The following is a 22736-nucleotide window of genomic DNA, read 5'->3' as shown; positions in this document are numbered from 1 at the left end:
TCGAGTTTAAAAGTCAGGTGAATCAACCGCGTTTCGGGTACAGCTTCGGTTCGCCCGGTGGACGGCTCTTGAAGCGGCGATGCGCCCACAAGTACTGCTCGGGGCAGGCGCGCAAAGCGCTCTCGACCCACTGATTGATGCGGATGCAATCGGCTTCTTCGCTCTCACCGGGGAAATCCTCCAGCGGCGGGTGAATCACCAACCGATAACCGCTGCCATCGGCCAGACGCTCCTGAGTGAACGGCACCACCAGGGCTTTGCCCAGACGGGCAAACTTGGTCGTCGCCGTCACGGTCGCGGCCTGGATGCCGAACAGCGGCACAAAGATGCTCTGCTTGGCGCCGTAGTCCTGATCCGGTGCGTACCAGATCGCCCGGCCGGCGCGCAGCAACTTGAGCATGCCGCGCACGTCGTCGCGCTCCACCGCGAGCGAATCGAGGTTGTGCCGCTCACGGCCACGGCGCTGAATGAAGTCGAACAAGGGGTTTTTGTGTTCGCGGTACATGCCATCAATGGTGTGTTGCTGGCCGAGCAGGGCCGCGCCGATTTCCAGGGTGGTGAAGTGCACCGCCATGAGAATCACGCCCTTGCCTTCGCGCTGAGCCTTTTGCAAATGCTCCAGGCCTTCGACATGGGCCAGTTTTGCCAGGCGCTCGCGGGACCACCACCAACTCATCGCCATCTCGAAAAAAGCGATGCCGGTGGAGGCAAAGTTTTCCTTGAGCAGGCGTTTGCGCTCGGCGGCGGACTTTTCCGGGAAGCACAATTCGAGATTGCGCCGGGCGATGGCCCGTCGGTCGGCGGCCACGCGATACATCAACGCCCCCAGAACTCGACCGATGGTCAGTAGCGCCGGATACGGCAATTGCACGATCAGCCACAGAAGCCCCAGGCCGCACCAGAGCGGCCAGAAGCGTGGCGAGAGAAATGCTTTTCGAAAACGCGGGCGATCCATAAAGCTTCCGTAAATACAGTGGCCGCGCATTCTACATCGTTCGACCCGGCTTGCGGCCCGCGGGCGTTCTCGTTATAAGTCTCGGCACTTTTAGTGACAAGCCGTTGTATGCCGACATGAGCCAAACCGACCCGTTAGACCAAGATCCCGTATTCCAGCTCAAGGGCAGCATGCTGGCCATCACTGTGCTGGAACTGGCCCGTAACGACCTCGAAAGCCTCGATCGGCAATTGGCCGCGAAAGTCGCCCAGGCGCCTAATTTTTTCAGCAATGCACCGCTGGTCCTGGCGCTGGACAAACTGCCGCCCAATCAGGGCGCCGTCGACTTGCCGGGACTGATGCGCGTCTGCCGCCAGCATGGCCTGCGCACCCTGGCGATTCGCGCCAGTCGCATCGAAGACATCGCCGCCGCCATCGCCATCGACATCCTTGTGCTGCCGCCCTCGGGCGCCCGCGAGCGACCGCTGGAAATGCCCGAAGCCGAAGTCAAAAAGAAACCGGAAAAACCGCCTGAGCCGACCGTCAAACCGACCCGCGTGATCACCACGCCAGTACGTGGTGGCCAGCAGATTTATGCCCAGGGTGGCGATCTGGTGGTGGTCTCTTCGGTCAGTCCGGGGGCGGAACTTCTCGCCGATGGCAACATCCATGTATACGGTCCGATGCGTGGCCGGGCGCTGGCCGGCGTCAAAGGTGACACCAAGGCACGGATTTTCTGTCAGCAATTGAGCGCTGAACTGATCTCCATCGCCGGACATTACAAGGTCTCCGAAGATTTGCGTCGCGATCCGATGTGGGGCTCGGGCGTCCAGGTCAGCCTGTCGGGCGACGTGTTGAACATCATTCGGCTTTAACGGATACTGCCGCATTTTCCAAGCATCTCTAAAACGTAGCGAAAACGGCTCAAACGAAGTAGGAAAAAGGCCAAAAGCCAAATTCCAGCCAAGGCTGTCCGACTGCAGTAGTTTTCAAGAGATGTTTTTCAGGGGCTGAACAGTCCTTCTTCCTTAGGGGTGAAACACCTTGGCCAAGATTCTCGTGGTTACATCCGGCAAGGGTGGTGTGGGTAAGACCACCACCAGCGCCGCTATCGGTACCGGCCTCGCTCTGCGCGGCCACAAAACAGTGATCGTCGACTTCGACGTGGGCTTGCGTAACCTCGACCTGATCATGGGTTGCGAGCGCCGCGTGGTGTATGACTTCGTCAACGTGGTCAACGGCGAAGCCAACCTGCAACAGGCCTTGATCAAAGACAAGCGCCTGGAAAATCTTTACGTGCTGGCCGCCAGCCAGACCCGCGACAAAGACGCGCTGACCGTCGAAGGCGTGGAAAAAGTCCTGATGGAGCTCAAGGAACAATTCGAGTTCGTCGTCTGCGACTCCCCGGCGGGCATCGAGAAAGGCGCGCACCTGGCCATGTACTTCGCCGATGAAGCGATTGTCGTGACTAACCCGGAAGTCTCCTCGGTACGTGACTCGGACCGCATGCTCGGCCTGCTGGCGAGCAAATCGCGCCGCGCCGAACGTGGCGAAGACCCGATCAAGGAACACCTGCTGATCACCCGCTACCACCCGGAGCGTGTTGAAAAGGGCGAGATGCTCGGCGTTGAAGACGTCAAGGAAATCCTCTCCGTTACCCTGCTGGGCGTGATCCCGGAATCCCAGGCCGTGCTCAAGGCTTCCAACCAGGGCGTGCCAGTGATTCTCGACGACCAGAGCGATGCCGGTCAGGCGTACAGCGATACCGTCGACCGCTTGCTGGGCAAAGAAAAAGCCCACCGATTCCTCGATGTCGAGAAGAAGGGATTCTTCGAGCGCCTGTTTGGAGGTAGGTAATGAACCTTTTTGACTTCTTTCGTGCCAACAAAAAGCCAAGTACCGCCTCGGTAGCGAAAGAGCGTCTGCAGATCATCGTGGCGCATGAGCGTGGCCAGCGCAGCACGCCGGATTACCTGCCAGCCTTGCAAAAGGAACTGGTCGACGTGATCCGCAAGTACGTCAACATCGGCAACGACGACGTACACGTTGCACTGGAAAGCCAGGGCAGTTGCTCGATTCTGGAACTCAACATCACCCTGCCCGATCGCTGAGTCGATCCGGCAGGTACGACGGCGGCTCAGGGCCATTCCCCTTGTGGAATGGCCCTGAGCCGCCGTTGGCATTTGTTACGAGGCTGTTTTAATGCCGCTGTCCAACATCCGCATCATCCATCAGGACGCCGCCGTACTGGTGGTCGACAAACCGACGTTGCTGCTCTCGGTGCCCGGTCGCGCCGACGACAACAAGGACTGCCTGATCACCCGCCTGCAGGAAAACGGCTACCCGGAAGCGCGCATCGTCCATCGCCTGGACTGGGAAACTTCCGGCATCATCCTGCTGGCCCGTGATGCCGACACTCATCGCGAACTGTCGCGGCAGTTTCATGACCGCGAAACCGAAAAAGCCTACACCGCGCTGGCCTGGGGTCAGCCGGAACTGGACAGCGGCAGCATCGATTTGCCCCTGCGTTACGACCCGCCGACCAAACCACGCCATGTGGTCGATCATGAATTCGGCAAGCATGCGCTGACCTTCTGGAAGGTGCTGGAGCGTTGCGGCGACTGGTGTCGCGTCGAGCTGACGCCGATCACCGGCCGTTCGCACCAATTGCGCGTACACATGTTATCGATTGGCCATCCGCTGCTCGGTGACGGGCTCTATGCCCACGAGCAGGCGCTGGCGGCCTGGCCACGTCTGTGCCTGCACGCGAGCATGCTCAGCTTCACCCATCCGCAAACCGGCGAACGCCTGCGCTTCGAGTGCCCGGCGCCGTTTTGACAGGCATCACCAAGCCCATGTCGGAGCGAGCCTGCTCGCGAAAGCAATGTGTCAGTCAACCCGCGTGTTCCTGATACACCGCCTTCGCGAGCAAGCCCGCTCCCACATTGAATTGCGTCAGTCTGACAATGATCGGCCGGCTTCAAGACCGCAATCGCTGGCAAGCCAGCTCCCACAAGGATCTGCATCGGATTCAATTGTCCGGCCAATACGTTAAACTCCCGCCCATTGCTGTCTGGAGTTTCTTATGCGCGCAGAGTTGAACCAGGGCCTGATCGATTTTCTCAAGGCCTCCCCTACCCCGTTCCACGCCACCGCCAGTCTCGTTCAACGCCTGGAGGCCGCCGGCTACGTGCGCCTCGACGAGCGCGAGCCTTGGACCACCGAGGCCAACGGCCGCTATTACGTCACCCGTAATGATTCCTCGATCGTCGCGATCAAAATGGGCCGCAACTCGCCCTTGCACGGCGGCATCCGTCTGGTCGGCGCACACACCGACAGCCCCTGCCTGCGGGTCAAGCCGCAGCCGGAATTGCAGCGTCAGGGCTTCTGGCAACTGGGCGTCGAAGTCTACGGCGGCGCGCTGCTGGCGCCGTGGTTCGACCGCGACCTGTCGCTGGCCGGCCGTGTAACCTTCCGCCGAGACGGTAAAGTCGAAAGCCAGTTGATCGACTTCAAGGCGCCAATCGCGATCATTCCCAACCTGGCGATTCACCTCAACCGTGAAGCTAATCAGGGCTGGGCGATCAATGCCCAGACCGAGTTGCCGCCGATCCTCGCGCAATTCGCCGGCGACGAGCGTGTCGACTTCCGCGCGGTGCTCACCGATCAACTGGCCCGCGAACACGGTCTGAATGCCGACGTGGTGCTCGATTACGAGCTGAGTTTCTACGACACGCAAAGCGCTGCGGTGATCGGTCTGAACGGCGATTTCATTGCCGGTGCACGCCTGGATAACCTGCTGTCGTGCTATGCCGGCCTGCAAGCCTTGCTCACCGCCGAAACCGACGAAACCTGCGTATTGGTGTGTAACGACCACGAAGAGGTCGGCTCCTGCTCGGCCTGCGGCGCCGACGGCCCGATGCTCGAACAGACCCTGCGCCGCGTGCTGCCGGACGGTGACGAGTTCGTCCGCACCATCCAGAAATCCCTGCTGGTCTCGGCCGACAACGCCCACGGCGTGCACCCCAACTACGCCGAAAAGCACGACGCCAACCACGGCCCGAAACTCAACGCCGGCCCGGTGATCAAGGTCAACAGCAATCAGCGCTACGCCACCAACAGCGAAACCGCCGGTTTCTTCCGCCATCTGTGCATGGCCGAGGAAGTCCCGGTGCAGAGCTTCGTCGTGCGTAGCGACATGGGCTGCGGCTCGACCATCGGCCCGATCACTGCCAGTCATCTGGGCGTGCGCACCGTCGACATCGGCCTGCCGACCTTCGCCATGCACTCGATCCGCGAACTGTGCGGCAGCCATGACCTGGCGCACCTGGTCAAAGTGCTCAGCGCGTTCTATGCCAGTCGTGAATTGCCGTAATGGCTGAAAAGCTTCGCGAGCAAGCTCGCTCCCACAGTTGAACTGCATTTCAAATGTGGGAGCGAGCCTGCTCGCGAAAGCGCCTTTGCAAACAGCAGAATCATCCCTGACTTGATGCAATCCTGAGCCACATCACGCCCCCGCTTCGAAACCCGCCTAGACTGCAACCATCCCTCCCAGACAAGGCCGTCTCCATGATTTCGATGTCCTCCTTCCACGCCATGCTCGTCCCGATTCTCTCGGGAATGATCCTGCTGGCCATCGGCTTCAATTTCCGTGACAAGAACGCCGGTGTCTTCGCCATGTGGGTCGGCATGCTGATGATCCTCGCCACCGTGGTCTACAAGATCCTCGCCAAACTGAACGAATGACCGAGCCCGGCTCGCATTGCGCCATAGGGCCTCGTACACTCCAGCGCATCCGCCCCTCGCGAGGTTGTCCCCTGGTGTTTGCTCGTCTTTTCGCTTTGCCCGGTCTGTTTCTTGTCTGCCTGATGACGCTGCTGCCGCTGGCGCCCGCACAAGCGGTCGGTTTGCCCGGCCTGCTCAATACTTCCAAGCCGCAACCAGAAGCCCAGGAACCCCTCGGTCAGTCGCTGGATGAAGTCATCAAGTCGCTGGAAAACGACAAGCAACGCGCACAACTGCTCAGCGACCTGAAGAAGCTGCGCGACGCCACGAAACAAGCCCAGGCCGCGCCGGAAGAAGGTGTGCTGGGCCTGATCGGCGGCACCCTGGCCAACTTCGAAAAACAGTTTTCCGGCGCCGACAGCCCGATCACCCGCTGGTCCAACGAGATCGATCTGGCCAAGGACGAACTGACCGGCATGTTGCTGCCGGCCAACGAATGGCTGCCGATCATCTTCGGCTTCGCCATGATTCTGATGCTGTGGAGCCTGCTCGCTGCCGCCCTGATCTGGCTGGGTCACCGCGTGCGCCTGCGCTTCGGTCTCACCGAAGAACTGCCGCAACACCCCAAGGCCCTCGACATGCTGCGCTTCGCGCTGCGCAAGCTCGGACCGTGGCTGATCGCGCTGGTGATGACCGTCTACATGAGCTATGCGCTGCCCTCGTCATTGGGCAAGAGCCTGGCGATGGTATTGGCCTATGCATTGGTGGTCGGCACCTGTTTCTCGGCGATCTGCGTGATAGCCTTCTCCCTGCTCGACGGCCCGCACCGCCATCGCGCGTTGTACATCCTGCGCCATCAGGCTTTTCGACCTTTATGGCTGATCGGCAGCTTTGCCGCGTTCGGTGAGGCATTGAGCGATCCGCGCCTGATCGAAAGCCTGGGCGTACACCTGGCCCATACCGCGGCGACCACCGCCAATGTACTCGCCGCCCTCTCGACCGGGCTGTTCATTCTGCGCTTCCGCCGACCGATCGCGCATTTGATCCGCAACCAGCCGTTGTCTCGACGCCTGACGCGCCGCGCCCTCAGCGACACCATCGAAATTCTTGGGACCTTCTGGTACGTACCGGCGCTGGTGCTGGTCGGCGTCTCGCTGTTCGCCACCTTCGTCTCCGCCGGCGACACCAGCACGGCGTTGCGCCAGTCACTGATCTGCACGGTTTTGCTGGTCTTGTGCATGGTCATCAACGGCCTCGTGCGTCGCCATTCGCTGAAGCCGCAACGCGGGCCGAAACGTCATGCGCTGTACTCTGAGCGACTGAAAAACTTCTTCTACACCCTCGCGCACCTGCTGGTCTGGCTGGTGTTCATCGAACTGGGCCTGCGCGTCTGGGGCCAGTCGCTGATCGCTTTTGCCGACGGCGAAGGCCATGACATCAGCGTCAAGCTGTTCAGCCTGATCGGCACGCTGATTTTCTCCTGGCTGATCTGGATCCTCGCCGACACCGCCGTGCACCACGCCCTCACTCGCTCGCGCAAAGGCCTGGCCAATGCTCGCGCGCAGACGATGATGCCGCTGATCCGCAACGTCCTGTTCGTGGCGATTTTCATCATCGCGTTGATCGTCGCGCTGGCGAACATGGGCATGAACGTCACGCCGCTGTTGGCCGGTGCCGGTGTGATCGGTCTGGCCATTGGTTTTGGTGCGCAGTCGCTGGTCGCCGACCTGATCACCGGGCTGTTCATCATCATCGAGGACTCGCTGGCCATCGATGATTACGTCGATGTCGGCGGCCACCTCGGCACCGTCGAAGGCCTGACCATTCGCACCGTGCGCCTGCGCGACATCGACGGCATCGTCCACACCATTCCGTTCAGCGAAATCAAAAGCATCAAGAACTACTCGCGGGAATTCGGCTACGCAATCTTCCGCGTCGCGGTGCCGTACAACATGGAAATCGACGACGCGATCAAACTGATGCGCGAAGTCGGCCAGAAAATGCGCACCGACCCGTTGCAGCGTCGCAACATCTGGTCGCCACTGGAAATTCAGGGTGTGGAAAGTTTCGAATCCGGCAGCGCGATTCTGCGCGCACGGTTCAAGACCGCGCCGATCAAGCAGTGGGAAGTGTCCCGGGCTTTCAATCTGTCTTTGAAACGACATCTGGATGAAGCCGGGCTGGATCTGGCAACGCCGCGCATGAGCGTACAAGTGATCACAGCCGGTGGCGGTCAGCCAAAGGAATAGCACTCAAGCGCGCCGCCGCAGTCACAGGCAAGGAAGCCCGACAACAATAATCAAGGAGAATCCGATGCAACTGACGCGCATTGCCCAGACCGTTTTGCTCAGCCTGATCGCCGGCCACGCCGGCGCTGCCACTCTGGAAAGCACCCGCTCGGAGATCGCCGAACAGGCGCAGAAGCTGGAGCCACAACTGCTGGAAACCCGCCGCGACCTGCACGCCCACCCGGAACTCGGCAACACTGAAAAACGCACCGCCGAGCTGGTCGCCAAGCAACTCGAGGCAATGGGCCTTGAGGTGAAAACCGGTGTCGCCCGCACCGGCGTGGTCGCCATCCTCAAGGGCGCCCTGCCCGGCCCGACCGTGGCCCTGCGCGCCGACATGGACGCCCTGCCGGTCAAAGAAGTGTCCAACCTGCCATTCGCCTCGAAAGCCAAGGGCACTTATCTGGACAAGGAAGTCGACGTCATGCACGCCTGCGGCCATGACGCCCACACCGCGATCCTGCTCAGTGCCGCGAAAATTCTGACGGGCATGCGCGAGACCTTGCCCGGCACCGTGGTGTTCTATTTCCAGCCCGCCGAAGAAGGCCCAAGCGATTTCATCCCCGACGGCAAAAACACCTGGGGGGCCAAAATGATGGTGCAGGAAGGCGTGATGAAATCGCCAAAACCCGACGCGGTCTTCGGCCTGCACGTCTGGGCCGGCATCCCCGCCGGCCAGATCGCCTACCGCCCCGGCCCGACCCTGGCCAGCTCCGACGACCTGCGCATCAAAATCCTCGGCAAACAAACCCACGCCGGCCGCCCCTGGGACGGCATCGACCCGATCACCGTCAGCGCGCAAACCCTGGTCGGCCTGCAAACCGTGGTCAGCCGCCGCACCGACATCTCCTCATATCCCTCGGTGGTGAGCATCGGCACCATCAATGGCGGGACGCGTTACAACATCATTCCCGAATCGGTCGACATGACCGGGACAATCCGCTCCTACGACTACGGCATCCGCCAAAAACTGCACGCCGACGTCCGCCAGACCGTTGAGAAAATCGCCGAAAGCGGCGGTGCGAAAGCCGATGTGACCATCATCGAAAAATACGACCCGACCATTAACAACCCGGCGCTGACGGAAAAAATGCTGCCCACCCTGAAATGGGCCGCCAAGGACGACGTCGTGCAAGGCCCGCTGGTGGGTGGCGCGGAAGACTTTTCGTTTTTTGCCAAGGAAGCGCCGGGATTGTTTGTGTTTCTGGGCGTCACCCCGAGAGATCAAGACATGAGCAAGGCCGCCCCCAATCACAATCCCGGGTTCTTCGTGGACGAGTCGGCGTTGGTAGTCGGGGTCAGGACACTGGCTTCGTTGGCGACGGATTATTTGTATGCGAATGCGGGGGTGGGCAAATAGAGACGGGGTGACTTCGCGGACCTCTTCGCGAGCAAGCCCGCTCCCACATTTGAACCGTGTGCAGCCTGTCAAAAATGGCTGGACTGACAGGCCGCCATCGCGAGCAGGCTCACTCCTACAATTGGCTCGAGTTCATCCTCAAGAAACAGGTCGGCTGTCAGGCCGCCTTCGCGAGCAGGCTCGCTCCCACAGAAGAGCAAAACCAAACCAGAGCAAAGCAGACCGCTTTTGCTTCTCACCACTCAACACAATGAGCGTTAGCTCGAGTAAGGCTCTTGATCTTGAGCTCAGCGCCCGTCGGCAGGCTGAGCGGAGGGATTGATCCGGGCGTGGGAGCGCAGCGACCGTTTGGCGCAGCCAAACACAGCGAGAGGAGGTGCAGCGAAGCAAACCGGAGACGCTGCGCCCGGAACAATCCCGCAGCGAAGGCACCCCGAGCCCCAGCGAGCGGGCCGAACGTCAGGGCAAAGCCTTTTTGGGTACTTTTTCGGCGTCTGGAAAAAGTGCCTCGCCGTAAGGGCGAAACCATAAGAAGCCATCACCGCAGCAACGGATATTCACCCAAAACCCCAAGAACCTGGTCGGCCCAAAGGCCGCCAAGGTCAAACCACATCAACCCCTACGTGAATCGCATCGTGCCGCCAAAACTCCAGATCACAATCGATCAACCGCCCATGCTGATCATAATTGACCCGCGCAATCCGCAACCCCGGACTCCCCACCGACACCCGCAACGCCGCCGCCGCATCCACCGACAATGAAGTCGGAACAATCTCGAACCGCACCCGCCCATAGTGCAAATCGTAATGCCGCGCATACAACTCGGTAATCGACTGATTCAAATCAAACGCCAGAATCCCCGGAAAAAACTGCGGATTCAAATAGTGCTCCACATACAACACCAGTCGCCCGTCAATCCGCCGCGACCGGCAAATCTGAATCACGCTCGACAACGCCGGCAACTGCAACCACGCGCAGACCGCCGCCGAAGCCGGTTGCAACCGCGCCGAAATCACCTCCGTCGAAGGCTCGCGCCCCTGCGCACTGACCATCGCGTGGAAGTGACTGCGCTGCATCAGGTTATAGGCCAGACGCGGCGGCGAAACGAACCAGCCGCGCCGCTCCTCGCGATAAATCTGCCCCTGCGCCTCCAGCTGCAATAACGCCTCACGCACCGTGATTCGCGTCGTGCCAAACAGCTCACTGAGCTTGCGTTCGGCCGGCAACTTGCTGCCCGCTGCCAACAAGCCATGATCAAGCTGCTCCTGCAACACCTGGCCAATCGCTGTCACCGCTTTGGTTGCCTCATCACGCATCAACGTTACCTATCTGGACTAGACCAGCACTATTTCAGGGCAAGACCGACCGGTAAATGAACCGTTTTCGTCTGTTGCAAGCCTAGGCAGCGTAGATGAACAACAGATGACAAAACGGCTCAACGGTCTTGCTCACGACTTGCAATACATCGGCCAAGTCCCTTGTCTGCCGTGGCTTGAACATGGTCTACGCTTATCTGGCACCTGCCGACACCGGGCAAGCAAGAGCCCCGCAAACAGGCCCTCGACATCAAAGTGTCATCCAGCGCCCTTAAATTGGCTCAGGTATTGCTGACCTAGACCAACACAAACCGCAATCGCAGCGTTGAACACGACCAAGGAGCTTCGGAATGAAACAGCTTTTCCTGGCAACACTGTTAGGCTCGACCATTGCTATGTGCAGCGCCGCCATGGCGGCCGACACCGACCTGAAAACCCTCGAAGCCGCTGCGAAGGCGGAAGGCGCCGTCAACAGCGTCGGCATGCCCGATGACTGGGCCAACTGGAAAGGCACCTGGGCGGATCTGGCCCAAAAGTACGGCATTAAACACATCGACACCGACATGAGTTCGGCCCAGGAAATCGCCAAGTTCGCCGCCGAGAAAGACAACGCCACCGCCGACATCGGCGACGTCGGTGCCGCCTTCGGCCCGATCGCGGTCAAGCAAGGCGTGGTGCAGCCGTACAAGCCAAGCACCTGGGATCAAATCCCCGACTGGGCCAAGGACAAGGACGGCAACTGGGCGCTGGCCTACACCGGCACCATCGCTTTCATCGTCAATAAAAAGTTGCTGCACGGCTCCGAAGTACCGACCAAATGGGCCGACCTCAAGGGCGGCAAATATAAAGTCTCCATCGGCGACGTGAGCACCGCCGCCCAGGCCGCAAACGGCGTACTGGCTGCTGCTCTGGCCAACGGTGGCGACGAGAAAAACATCAAACCTGCCCTGCTGCTGTTCGCTGACATCGCCAGACAGGGTCGTCTGTCGATGGCCAACCCGACCATCGCCACCATGGAAAAAGGCGAAATCGAAGTCGGCGTGGTCTGGGACTTCAACGGCCTGAGCTACAAGGCCAAGATGGCTAACCCTGATGACTACGTGGTGCTGATCCCGTCTGACGGCTCGGTGATTTCCGGTTACACCACGATCATCAACAAGTACGCAAAAAACCCTAATGCCGCCAAGCTGACCCGCGAATACATCTTCAGCGACGCCGGCCAGACCAACCTTGCCCGCGGCAATGCCCGCCCGATCCGCGCCGAGCATCTGCAACTGCCGGAAGACGTGAAGGCCAAGCTGCTGCCGAACGAGCAGTACAAAAAAGTCACGCCGATCAAAGACGCCGATGCGTGGGAAAAGACCTCCAAAGCCCTGCCGCAGCAGTGGAACGAAGAGGTTATTGTCGAGATGAAATAAAGCGGCTGATCACCATTGCGTGATCCGCTGGAGATCCCCTGTAGGAGTGAGCCTGCTCGCGATAGCGGTAGTTCAGTCAACACTGTGTTGAATGTTCAACCGCTATCGCGAGCAGGCTCACTCCTACAAAGGGACCCGGGTTGAATCTGAAATTTCCTGTTTCGCGGAGTTTTTGCCCCTATGAAGCACAACGTCATCCTTGTCGTGCTCGACGGCCTCAACCACGAGGTTGCGCGTCACGCCATGGGGCATCTGCAGGCTTATGTTGGCGCAGGACGCGCGGCGCTCTATCAGCTGGAGTGCGAACTGCCCGCCCTGTCCCGACCGCTTTACGAATGCATTCTTACCGGCGTGCCGCCGATCGACAGCGGTATCGTCCACAACAATGTCTCGCGCCTCTCCAATCAACGCAGCATCTACCATTACGCCCGCGATGCCGGGCTGAAAACCGCCGCGGCGGCGTACCACTGGGTCAGCGAGTTGTACAACCGCTCGCCATTCGTCGCCGCACGCGATCGCCACACCGACGATCCGTCGCTGCCAATCCAGCACGGCCATTTTTACTGGAACGACCACTATCCGGATTCGCACCTGTTCGCCGACGCGGAAAACCTGCGCCTGCGCCACGCACCGAATTTCCTGCTGGTCCACCCGATGAACATCGATGATGCCGGGCACAAACACGGCCTCGACTCTGCGCAGTACCGCAACAGCGCCCGCTCGGCCGACATCATTCTTGCCGACTATCTGCACACCTGGCTCGACAGCGGCTATCAAGTGCTGGTGACCGCCGACCACGGCATGAACAACGACCGCTCGCACAACGGCCTGCTGCCAGAAGAGCGTCAGGTGCCGCTGTTCGTCCTCGGCAGTGCTTTCAGCCTGAACGCCGACGCGGCGCCGAAGCAGACCGAACTCTGCGGCTCGGTGTGCGAACTGCTCGGCGTGCCCCACGACAAACCTGTGTGCCGGGAGCTGCTCAAGTGAATTCAATGATTCGCGGCAAATGGCTCGCAGCCCTGTGTCTGGTGCCCTTCGCACTGTTCTTTATCGTCTTCGAAATCGCCCCGCTGGTCTGGGTGATGATCAACAGCCTGCAGTCGGAAGAGTTCGGCTGGGGCTTCGCCAACTTCAGCAAAATCTTCAGTTCGAAGTTTTATTTGCAGGCGATCCAGTACAGCCTCGAGATCAGTTTCTGGTCGAGCGTATTCGGCATCATCATCGCCGTGCTCGGTGCGTACTCGTTGCGTCGGGTTGACTCGAAGCTGCGCAACTTCGTGAATGCCTTTGCCAACATGACCAGCAATTTCGCCGGCGTACCTCTGGCGTTCGCCTTCATCATCCTGCTCGGTTTCAACGGCAGCATCACCATCATGCTGAAACAGTCGGGGATCATTCAGGACTTCAACCTGTACTCGAAAACCGGGCTGATCATCCTCTACACCTACTTCCAGATTCCCCTCGGCGTGCTGCTGCTCTACCCGGCTTTCGACGCCTTGCGTGAAGACTGGCGCGAGTCCGCCGCGCTGCTTGGGGCCAACGGCTGGCAGTTCTGGCGGCACATCGGCCTGCCGGTGTTGACGCCGGCCTTGCTCGGCACGTTCGTGATCCTGCTCGCAAACGCCCTCGGCGCTTACGCGACGGTTTATGCGCTGACCACCGGCAACTTCAACGTCCTGCCGATTCGTATTGCAGCGATGGTGTCCGGAGACATTTCCCTGGATCCGAACCTGGCCAGCGCCTTGGCCGTGGTGCTGGTGGCGCTGATGACCATCGTCACCGTTGTGCATCAACTGCTGCTGAAGAGGAGCTACCATGTCTCGCGCTGAATCCGGCCCGGCCGGCCTCTACCACCGCGTCGTGGTCTACCTGCTGTTCGCCATCCTGTTGCTGCCGCTGGTGGGCACGCTGATCTATTCGATCGCCAGCAGTTGGTCGGCGACCATTCTGCCCAGCGGCTTCACTTTCAAATGGTACTTGCAGCTGTGGAGCGATCCGCGCTTTCTGCACGCGTTCGGCCAGTCACTGATCGTTTGTGTCGGCGCCCTGGTGCTGTCGGTGGTGCTGATCCTGCCATTGCTGTTCGTCGTGCACTATCACTTCCCGAAACTCGATGCGCTGATGAACATCCTGATCCTGCTGCCCTTCGCGGTGCCGCCCGTGGTGTCCTCGGTGGGACTGTTGCAGCTCTACGGTTCCGGGCCGATGGCGATGGTCGGCACGCCGTGGATTCTGATCGGTTGCTACTTCACCGTGGCGCTGCCGTTCATGTACCGCGCAATCACCAACAACCTGCAAGCAATCAACCTGCGCGACTTGATGGACGCCGCGCAACTGCTCGGCGCCAGCACCTTTCAGGCTGCATTCCTGGTGGTGCTGCCCAATCTGCGCAAGGGCCTGATGGTGGCGTTGCTGCTGTCGTTCTCGTTCCTTTTTGGTGAGTTCGTGTTTGCCAACATCCTCGTCGGCACACGTTACGAAACCCTGCAGGTTTACCTGAACAACATGCGCAACAGCAGCGGTCACTTCACCAGCGCGCTGGTCATTTCGTATTTCTTTTTCGTGCTGGTCCTGACCTGGATCGCCAACATCTTGAACAAGGACAAAAGCGAATGAGCTACGTCAGCGTCCAACACCTGCAAAAAAGCTATGCGGGCACCACCGTGTTCAGCGATATCGATTGCGAAATCAACAAAGGCGAGTTCGTCACGCTGCTCGGCCCATCCGGATGCGGCAAGTCGACCCTGTTGCGGTGCATCGCCGGGCTGACGCCGGTGGATGGTGGGCAAATCCTGCTGGATGGCGTCGATATTGTGCCGTTGAGTCCGCAGAAACGCGGCATCGGCATGGTGTTTCAAAGCTATGCGCTGTTTCCCAACATGACCGTCGAACAGAACGTCGCCTTCGGCCTGCGCATGCAAAAGGTCAATACCGATGACAGCCACAAGCGCGTGGTGGAGGTATTGAAACTGGTTGAACTGCACGACTTCGCCAAACGCTACCCGCATCAATTGTCTGGCGGTCAATGCCAGCGTGTCGCCCTCGCCCGCTCGCTGGTGACCCGCCCGCGCCTGTTGCTGCTGGATGAGCCACTGTCGGCACTCGACGCGCGGATTCGTAAACACTTGCGCGAACAGATCCGCCAGATCCAGCGCGAACTCGGCCTGACAACCATTTTTGTCACCCACGATCAGGAAGAAGCGCTGACCATGTCTGACCGGATTTTCCTGATGAATCAGGGAAAGATCGTACAAAGCGGCGATGCCGAAACCCTCTATACCGCACCGGTCGATGTGTTCGCCGCCGGCTTCATTGGCAACTACAATCTGCTCGACGCCGAGGCCGCTTCCAAGCTGTTGCAGCGGCCGATCAACCACCGCATCGCCATCCGCCCGGAGGCTATCGAACTGAGCCTCAACGGCGACCTCGACGCGCAAGTACGCAGCCACAGCCTGCTCGGCAACGTCATTCGTTATCGCATCGAGGCGCGCGGCGTCGAACTGGTGGTCGATGTACTCAACCGCTCGGCCGCCGACCTGCACCCCGACGGACAGCGCCTGGCACTTTCCATCGATCCGACGGCGTTGTGCCAGGTAGCCTGAAAGCAGCTGCAAGCTTCGAGCTGCAAGCCCCAAGCTGTAGACTGCGGTGCACGTGATTTTAATTCTTGCAGCTCGAAGCTTTGAGCTTCGTAGCTGTTCTCGGAGAGAACCCGATGGCTTTGGCAATTTTTGATCTGGACGAAACGTTGATCCACGGCGACTGCTCCTCGCTCTGGAGCGAGCAAATGGTCCGCCTCGGCTGGGTCGATGGCGAATCGTTCATGCAGCGCGACAAGGAATTGATGGACGCCTACGGCCGTGGCCACCTGGCGATGGAGGACTACATGGCCTTCAGCCTTGAACCTCTGATCGGCCGCACGCCGGCAGAAATCGAGCACCTGGTTGGCCCATGGGTAGAAGATTTCATCGAACCGATCATCTTCAGCGACGCGACCAAAACCATCGCCGCGCACCGCAAGGCCGGCGACCGGATCCTGGTGATCTCGGCGTCGGGTACGCACTTGGTCAAGCCGATCGCCGAACGCCTGGGGATCGATGAGGTACTGGCCATCGAGCTGGACGTCGCCCATGGCGTGTACAGCGGTAATACCGTCGGCACCCTGACCTACCGCGAAGGCAAGATCACCCGCTTGCTGGAATGGCTGGACGCCGAAGAAGAGAACCTGGAGGGCGCGAGCTTCTATTCCGACTCACGCAATGATCTGCCGTTGTTGCTGAAAGTCGATTTCCCGCACGTGGTCAACCCGGACCCGGTGCTGCTCGAGCAGGCAGAAAAATCCGGCTGGCCAATCCATCTCTGGAAGTGACACAGATCCAATGTAGGAGTGAGCCTGCTCGCGAAAGCGGACTTTCAGCGACGAATATGTTGCCAGACATTCCGCATTCGCGAGCAAGCCCGCTCCCACAGTGGCTTTGTGTTGTCAGCTCAGGCTCTCGTCAATCACCAACACCAACTTTCCCGCCACGGTGTTACTCGCCAACTCGGCAAACGCCGCCTCGGCATCCTTCACCGCAAACGCCTTGGCCAGTTGCGGACGCAACCGGCCTTCTGCAAACAACGGCCACACCTGCTGGCCGAGATCGCTCAGCAGATCCGCCTTGAACTGATCACTGCGGCTGCGCAACGTCGAACCGAGCAGTTGCACGCGCTTGGCCAACACCTGCGCCAGATCCAGTTTCGCCTCACGCCCCCCCATCAGGCCGATCAACACCCAGCGTCCATCCAGCGCCACCAGTTTCAGATTCAGCGCCGAATAGTTGCCACCGACCGGATCGAGGATCACATCGAACGGACCTAAATCGCGCAGGCTTTCCAGATCGTCAGTGCGCAGCACACCGCCCTGCGCGCCCAACGACTCGCAGTAAGCCAGACGCTCGGCCGACCCGACGCTGACCCAGCAGGGGTTGCCAAAGGCCTTGCACAGCTGAATGGCGGCTGAACCGATTCCACTGGCGCCAGCGTGCAAGAGAACTTTCTCACCCGGTTTGAGCGCCGCAAGCTGAAACACATTCAGCCAGACTGTTGCGTAAACCTCAGGCAATGCCGCCGCCTCGATCAGCGAAACGCCTTCGGGAATCGGCAACACGTGCCGCCCGTCGACAACCACTTCCTCAGCCATGCCGCCCCCGGCCAGCAAGGCGCAAACCCGATCGCCGACCTGCCAGGACGAGCCCGCGCCGACCTCGCTGATCACCCCGGAACACTCAAGACCGAGCACTTGGCTGGCGCCTGGCGGTGGTGGATAAAGCCCCGCCTTTTGCAATAAATCGGCACGATTGAGGCCTGCTGCCGCCACGCGGATGCGGACTTGTCCTACATCGCACGTAGGACTCGGCTCTTCAACCCATGCCACTTGACCTTCAACGCCTTGCAATGCCTTCACAGTGCCTCCATAGTGAGTCTGGACTGAGCCCGAAGCGGTAGCGCCGGGCTTTTTGCATTATGCGACCGGATCTCAAAGAACCGGCGACTTCAAAGACGGCCTAATATGCGTTATCAATTGTCCCCGCGTCGAATCAGCATGAAGCATCTGCTCCCCAGCACCGCCCTCGCTCTTTTCATCGGTATCGGTCTGTTGCCGGTGTCGGGCACCACATTCGCAGCCAACAGCTGGGACAAGTTGCAGCCTGATCGCGATGAAGTCATCGCCAGCCTGAACGTCGTCGAGTTGCTCAAGCGTCACCACTACAGCAAGCCGCCGCTCGACGATGCGCGCTCGGTGATCATCTACGACAGCTACATCAAGCTGCTCGACCCGTCGCGCAGCTACTTCATGGCCAGCGACATCGCTGAATTCGACAAGTGGAAAACCCAGTTCGACGACTTCCTCAAGAGCGGCGATCTCAACGCCGGGTTCACCATCTACAAGCGCTATCTGGACCGCGTCAAGGCGCGCCTGGACTTCGCCCTTGCCGAGCTGAACAAAGGCGTCGACAAGATGGACTTCAACACCAGGGAGACCTTGCTGATCGATCGCAAGGACGCGCCGTGGCTCAAGTCCACCGCTGAACTCGACGACCTGTGGCGCAAACGCGTCAAGGACGAGGTGCTGCGCCAGAAGATCGCCGGCAAAGAGCCGAAGCAGATCCAGGAAACCCTGACCAAGCGCTACAAGAACCAGTTGGCGCGCCTGGACCAGACCCGTGCCGAAGACATCTTCCAGGCCTACATCAACACCTTCGCCATGTCCTACGATCCGCACACCAATTATCTGTCGCCGGATAACGCGGAAAACTTCGACATCAACATGAGCCTGTCCCTCGAGGGCATCGGCGCCGTGTTGCAGAGCGACAACGATCAAGTGAAGGTCGTGCGCCTGGTACCGGCAGGTCCGGCTGACAAAACCAAGCAAGTCGCCCCGGCCGACAAGATCATCGGCGTTGCCCAGGGCAACAAGGAAATGGTCGACGTGGTCGGCTGGCGTCTGGACGAAGTGGTCAAGCTGATTCGCGGCCCGAAAGGCACCGTCGTGCGCCTGGAAGTGATTCCGGCGAGCAATGCGCCGAACGACCAGACCACCAAGATCGTGCCGATCACCCGTGAAGCGGTGAAGCTCGAAGACCAGGCCGTGAAAAAGTCGATCCTCAACCTGAAACAGGACGGCAAGGACTACAAACTTGGCGTGATCGAAATCCCGGCCTTCTACCTCGACTTCAAGGCGTTCCGTGCCGGTGATCCTGACTACAAGAGCACCACGCGCGACGTCAAGAAACTGCTGACAGAACTGCAGAAAGACAAAGTCGACGGCGTGGTCATCGACCTGCGCAACAACGGCGGCGGTTCCCTGCAGGAAGCCACCGAACTGACAAGCCTGTTCATCGACAAGGGTCCGACCGTACTCGTGCGTAACGCCGACGGCCGTGTCGACGTGCTCGAAGATGAAAACCCGGGCGCCTTCTACAAAGGCCCAATGGCGCTGCTGGTCAACCGCCTGTCCGCCTCGGCTTCGGAGATCTTCGCCGGTGCCATGCAGGACTACCACCGTGCGCTGATCATCGGTGGCCAGACCTTCGGCAAAGGCACCGTGCAGACCATTCAGCCGCTGAACCATGGCGAACTGAAACTGACCCTGGCCAAGTTCTACCGGGTGTCCGGGCAGAGCACCCAGCATCAGGGCGTGCTGCCGGACATCGACTATCCATCGTTGATCGACACCAAGGAAATCGGCGAGAGCGCCCTGCCGGAAGCCATGCCGTGGGACACCATCCGCGCGGCGATCAAACCGGCGGCCGACCCGTTCAAGCCGTTCCTGGCCCAGTTGAAGTCCGAACATGACGCGCGCACCAACAAGGATGCCGAGTTCGTGTTCATCCGCGACAAACTGGCCCTGGCGCAAAAACTGATGGAAGAAAAAACCGTCAGCCTCAATGAAGCCGAACGTCGTGCCCAGCACGCCGACATCGACGCCAAGCAACTGGCAATGGAGAACATCCGTCGCAAGGCCAAAGGCGAAGAACCGCTCAAAGAGCTGAAGAAAGAAGACGAAGACGCGCTGGCCGCCGCCGAGCCGGACAAGGTCAAACCGGAAGATGATGCCTACCTGAGCGAAACCGGGCGCGTGCTGCTGGATTACCTGAAACTCAGCAACCAGGTGGCCAAGAAGTAAGTGATGGCAATTTAGTGTTGGCGATCCGCGGATCGTCATCAAACAGTCATCATTCTGTCGTGCAATAAAGGACTGGGAGCCAACGCTCCCAGTCCTTTTTTTATCGCCAGAGATCGCCATGACCACGACCGAACAGCTGAGCGCCTTGAGCTCGATCCTGACTCAAAGCGGCTTACACAGCCTGTTCCAGCCGATCATCTGCCTCTCCGAACGGCGCATCCTCGGTTACGAAGCCCTCACCCGTGGCCCGTCCAACAGCCCGTTGCACTCGCCCATTGCGCTGTTCGCCGTAGCGCGTCAGGCCGGCCGACTGAGCGAACTGGAAATCGCCTGCCGCCAAAGCGCCTGCCGCCGCTTCAACGAGCAGCAGTTACCGGGCAAGCTGTTTCTCAATGTCTCCCCGGAATCCTTACTCGAAGCGGCGCACCAACCCGGACGCACGTTGCAGTTGCTGCAGGATTTCGGTATTCCGCCAAGCCAGGTGGTGATCGAACTCACCGAGCAGACACCAATCGATGACTTTCAGTTACTGCAAACCGCCCTGCATCACTATCGGGCGATGGGCTTTTCCATTGCGCTGGACGATCTGGGCGCCGGGTATTCAAGCCTGCGCTTGTGGTCCGAGCTGCGCCCGGATTACGTGAAGATTGATCGACACTTTATCGATGGCATTCATCAGGACGCGCTGAAGCGCGAATTCGTCGGTTCGATCCTGCAAATCGCCAAGGCTTCCCGCGCGCAAGTCATTGCCGAGGGTATCGAACTGCCGGAAGAACTCGCGGTGCTGACTGAAATGGGCGTCGATCTGGTTCAGGGCTACCTGCTCGGCCGCCCTCAGGAACACCCATCCCGCGACGCTCGCGCCATGATGCCCAAACACGACAGCAGCGCCGTCGCGCTGAACGATGAAGGCAGTGACCTCAGCGCCCTGCTCAACGACCAACCGGCCGTGCAGCGCAATATTCCGACTGCCACCGTACTGGAAGCCTTCCGTCGTCAGGCCAACCTCAACTCACTCGCCGTGCTCGACGAACAAGGCCAGCCCTGCGGCATCGTCCATCGCCACTCCCTGTCGGACGCCTTGCTCAAACCGTTCGCCACCGATCTGTTCGCCCGTAAGCCGATCAGCCGCCTGATGAACGACGATTTTCTCGCCGTGGAAATGAGCCAGTCGCTGCAACAAGTCAGCCGCCTCATCACCAGCCGCGCCCGCCAGCGCATCGAAGAAGATTTCATCATCACCCTCAACGGCAGCTACCTGGGCCTCGGCCGGGTCATCGACGTACTCAAACTGATCACTGAACTGAAAATCCAGCAGGCGCGGTACGCCAATCCACTGACCTTACTGCCGGGCAACGTGCCCATTCAGCAGTGCCTGACGCGATTGCTGCAACAGGCCCGCGAATCGATCATCTGCTATGTCGACATCGACAGCTTCAAACCCTTCAACGACATCTACGGCTACGGTCGCGGCGACGAAGTCCTGCTCTGCCTCGCGCAATGCCTGAACGAGCGCGTCGACCCCACCCGCGACTTCGTCGGCCACATCGGCGGCGACGACTTCCTCCTCGTCCTCGGCCCGGAAGACTGGCGCAAACGCCTTAACCAATTGCTCGACGACTTTCAGAGCCAATGCCGCCGGTTTTATCGGCCCGAGCATCTGGAGGCAGGACGCTTTGTTGCTCCGAACCGGCAAGGGGTTCGGCAGGAGTTTCCCCTACTGTCGCTATCGATTGGTGTAGTTCACTTGCGGCCCGAAGCATGTGCAACGCTTGATGCCAGCCAACTTGCCGAGATGGCGTCGCAGGCGAAGCATCATGCGAAGGGTGTTGTGGGGTTTAGCGTTTACCTTATCGACAGTATGAATGCTCTACCTTTTACCGAAGCACTCGTTTCGGGCCATCGTTAAATTTTCGAATAAATCCGAAGCTACCATGCAGAACGATCTTCACTAGCGGCCTTTGCAAGATCCAGCTCCCAAACTTCTAGCGCCAACTTATAGATATCCAAGAAAAAACTGCGTGGATTATCTAGTGAGTCCCACTCTCCACGAGGCCAACTTGCGGCTTCGCACGGGTCGATCTCGAACAAAACCTGAAAGTCGTATGTCGGATCTTCCAGTTTTACTTTCAGGTATTCAAGTAATACCAGCCTATGCCTATAGGAGAGGTACGGCAGATTCAGACAATACTTTCTGATCAGAACCTCCCGATCACCAGACTCATTGGGGTTATAGACACCGAGTTCTACCCCTCGAGTTTCTTCTCGATCATAAACATCGAATACACCAATAAACCACATTAGCCCCGGTTCAAAAGGCTTTTTTAAGAACGGATCTTTCAACATTACTTACCCTCGGCAGGAAATCCTGTAAATGGCCTCTGTGTATTTTCCTGATCGAATTTCACTTCAAACCAATTCATACCCTCATTGAGGTTCGGATTTTGCTGATCTGCCCTATTCGGCTTATACCCACGCCCCGCCCCTGGCAGCTCCAACCTAACTATTGGGTTACGCGTTTGATCTCTCCCCGTATGCATAATTAAACCATCTTTATCCTTTGTCATCGCTTTATTCAAAGCCCCCAGATGCATCCGCCAGTTATGAAACTGCGAGCTAAGATTTCCTCTGGCACGCACCGGGACAATTCCGGTGTGAGGATCTGCGCCATTAATGCCACGCTGCCGAATGGCTCGATCGGGAATTTCCGAACTATGTTTTTTTACAGTGTGCATATCATAAAGATCTTCATATTCATGTACCCGACGCTTTGCATTCTCCTCAGCCACTTCATCAATCCTCGCCCGTCGTTCCTGCGCCGTCATTTTTGGCAGCGGGGGCGCTCCCTCTTCAACGACCACGCGACCAGCCTCGTACCGCATCGGACGTCGCGGCGCTGACGGCGGACAATTGCAGCTCAACCCCAACGGATCCACCCACCCCGTCGGATTCGGCACGTACTGGTACTGATTCAACCCACCGGCCAGCTTCACCGGATCCGGGGTCAGATACCTTCCCAACCTCGG

Annotated in this window: 21 protein-coding genes; 16 read left to right on the top strand and 5 right to left on the bottom strand. The window is 59.5% G+C overall.

Annotated features, from left to right (window positions below; all coding sequences use genetic code 11):
• Positions 1–22: 22 nt before the first annotated feature.
• Positions 23–955, bottom strand: a complete 933-nt coding sequence (locus HU765_RS21320) for a lipid A biosynthesis lauroyl acyltransferase (protein WP_186622782.1) — start codon at positions 953–955, stop codon at positions 23–25.
• A 116-nt stretch (positions 956–1071) separates the two neighbouring features.
• On the opposite strand from HU765_RS21320, the gene minC reads away from it, so the two are divergent.
• The 8 genes from minC (at position 1072) to HU765_RS21280 (ending at position 9307) form a co-directional block, all read left to right on the top strand.
• Entirely contained in the window at positions 1072–1809 is a 738-nt protein-coding gene (gene minC, locus HU765_RS21315) for a septum site-determining protein MinC (protein ID WP_186622781.1), read from the top strand.
• 169 nt (positions 1810–1978) lie between these two features.
• Positions 1979–2791, top strand: coding sequence for a septum site-determining protein MinD (minD, locus tag HU765_RS21310; RefSeq protein WP_007913953.1), 813 nt, complete (start codon positions 1979–1981; stop codon positions 2789–2791).
• Positions 2791–3045, top strand: coding sequence for a cell division topological specificity factor MinE (gene minE / locus HU765_RS21305; protein WP_003223146.1), 255 nt, complete (start codon positions 2791–2793; stop codon positions 3043–3045). Before minD ends, minE begins: the two co-directional genes overlap by 1 nt.
• A 91-nt stretch (positions 3046–3136) precedes the next feature.
• Positions 3137–3772, top strand: coding sequence for an RluA family pseudouridine synthase (locus tag HU765_RS21300; protein WP_039763788.1), 636 nt, complete (start codon positions 3137–3139; stop codon positions 3770–3772).
• Between the two features lie 247 nt (positions 3773–4019).
• Positions 4020–5309, top strand: coding sequence for a M18 family aminopeptidase (locus tag HU765_RS21295; protein ID WP_186551919.1), 1290 nt, complete (start codon positions 4020–4022; stop codon positions 5307–5309).
• Positions 5310–5503: 194 nt separating this feature from the next.
• On the top strand, positions 5504–5680 hold the full coding sequence (locus tag HU765_RS21290; protein ID WP_186552479.1) for a hypothetical protein: 177 nt from the start codon (positions 5504–5506) through the stop codon (positions 5678–5680).
• A 74-nt stretch (positions 5681–5754) separates the two neighbouring features.
• Positions 5755–7908 carry a mechanosensitive ion channel domain-containing protein gene (locus HU765_RS21285; RefSeq protein WP_186552480.1) on the top strand — a complete coding sequence of 718 codons (2154 nt, stop codon included), beginning with the start codon at positions 5755–5757 and terminating at the stop codon, positions 7906–7908.
• Between the two features lie 64 nt (positions 7909–7972).
• Positions 7973–9307, top strand: coding sequence for an amidohydrolase (locus HU765_RS21280; RefSeq protein WP_186622780.1), 1335 nt, complete (start codon positions 7973–7975; stop codon positions 9305–9307).
• 602 nt (positions 9308–9909) lie between these two features.
• On the opposite strand, the gene HU765_RS21275 is transcribed toward HU765_RS21280, so the two are convergent.
• On the bottom strand, positions 9910–10623 hold the full coding sequence (locus tag HU765_RS21275) for a UTRA domain-containing protein (RefSeq protein ID WP_186552482.1): 714 nt from the start codon (positions 10621–10623) through the stop codon (positions 9910–9912).
• A 350-nt stretch (positions 10624–10973) separates the two neighbouring features.
• Here HU765_RS21275 and HU765_RS21270 point away from each other — a divergent pair, with 350 nt between their 5' ends.
• From HU765_RS21270 to HU765_RS21245, 6 genes are all read left to right on the top strand, one after another.
• Entirely contained in the window at positions 10974–12041 is a 1068-nt protein-coding gene (locus HU765_RS21270) for an ABC transporter substrate-binding protein (RefSeq protein ID WP_186622778.1), read from the top strand.
• Between the two features lie 180 nt (positions 12042–12221).
• A complete protein-coding gene (locus HU765_RS21265; protein ID WP_186622776.1) occupies positions 12222–13028 on the top strand; it encodes an alkaline phosphatase family protein in 807 nt (268 codons plus the stop codon).
• Positions 13029–13033: 5 nt separating this feature from the next.
• Positions 13034–13870: an ABC transporter permease subunit gene (locus HU765_RS21260; protein ID WP_186552493.1), complete on the top strand. Its 837-nt coding sequence runs from the start codon at positions 13034–13036 to the stop codon at positions 13868–13870.
• Positions 13857–14657, top strand: coding sequence for an ABC transporter permease (locus HU765_RS21255; protein ID WP_186552485.1), 801 nt, complete (start codon positions 13857–13859; stop codon positions 14655–14657). The genes HU765_RS21260 and HU765_RS21255 overlap by 14 nt, the downstream gene beginning before the upstream one ends.
• On the top strand, positions 14654–15643 hold the full coding sequence (locus tag HU765_RS21250) for an ABC transporter ATP-binding protein (RefSeq protein ID WP_186622774.1): 990 nt from the start codon (positions 14654–14656) through the stop codon (positions 15641–15643). The genes HU765_RS21255 and HU765_RS21250 overlap by 4 nt, the downstream gene beginning before the upstream one ends.
• A gap of 113 nt (positions 15644–15756) precedes the next feature.
• Complete coding sequence (locus HU765_RS21245; RefSeq protein WP_186552487.1) at positions 15757–16410, top strand: HAD family hydrolase; 654 nt, start codon at positions 15757–15759, stop codon at positions 16408–16410.
• Positions 16411–16524: 114 nt separating this feature from the next.
• On the opposite strand, the gene HU765_RS21240 is transcribed toward HU765_RS21245, so the two are convergent.
• A complete protein-coding gene (locus HU765_RS21240; RefSeq protein ID WP_186622772.1) occupies positions 16525–17487 on the bottom strand; it encodes a zinc-binding dehydrogenase in 963 nt (320 codons plus the stop codon).
• Between the two features lie 138 nt (positions 17488–17625).
• Here HU765_RS21240 and HU765_RS21235 point away from each other — a divergent pair, with 138 nt between their 5' ends.
• Positions 17626–19710, top strand: coding sequence for a carboxy terminal-processing peptidase (locus tag HU765_RS21235; protein ID WP_186622770.1), 2085 nt, complete (start codon positions 17626–17628; stop codon positions 19708–19710).
• Positions 19711–19828: 118 nt separating this feature from the next.
• Positions 19829–21619 (top strand): bifunctional diguanylate cyclase/phosphodiesterase, encoded by a 1791-nt coding sequence (locus HU765_RS21230; protein ID WP_186622767.1) that lies wholly within the window; start codon positions 19829–19831, stop codon positions 21617–21619.
• 20 nt (positions 21620–21639) lie between these two features.
• Here the strand turns inward: HU765_RS21230 and HU765_RS21225 are convergent, their stop codons facing one another.
• Both HU765_RS21225 and HU765_RS21220 read right to left on the bottom strand, forming a co-directional pair.
• Positions 21640–22056, bottom strand: a complete 417-nt coding sequence (locus HU765_RS21225; protein WP_186622765.1) for a hypothetical protein — start codon at positions 22054–22056, stop codon at positions 21640–21642.
• On the bottom strand, positions 22056–22736 hold a 681-nt coding region (locus tag HU765_RS21220; RefSeq protein ID WP_276569400.1), incomplete at its 5' end, for an RHS repeat-associated core domain-containing protein. The genes HU765_RS21220 and HU765_RS21225, both read right to left, overlap by 1 nt.

This window comes from Pseudomonas sp. SWRI81 (assembly GCF_014268545.1).
GTDB classification, from domain to species: Bacteria; Pseudomonadota; Gammaproteobacteria; order Pseudomonadales; family Pseudomonadaceae; genus Aquipseudomonas; species Aquipseudomonas hamedanensis.
Note: the sequence above shows the minus strand (reverse complement) of the source record. Positions and strands in the feature narration are given on the sequence as shown.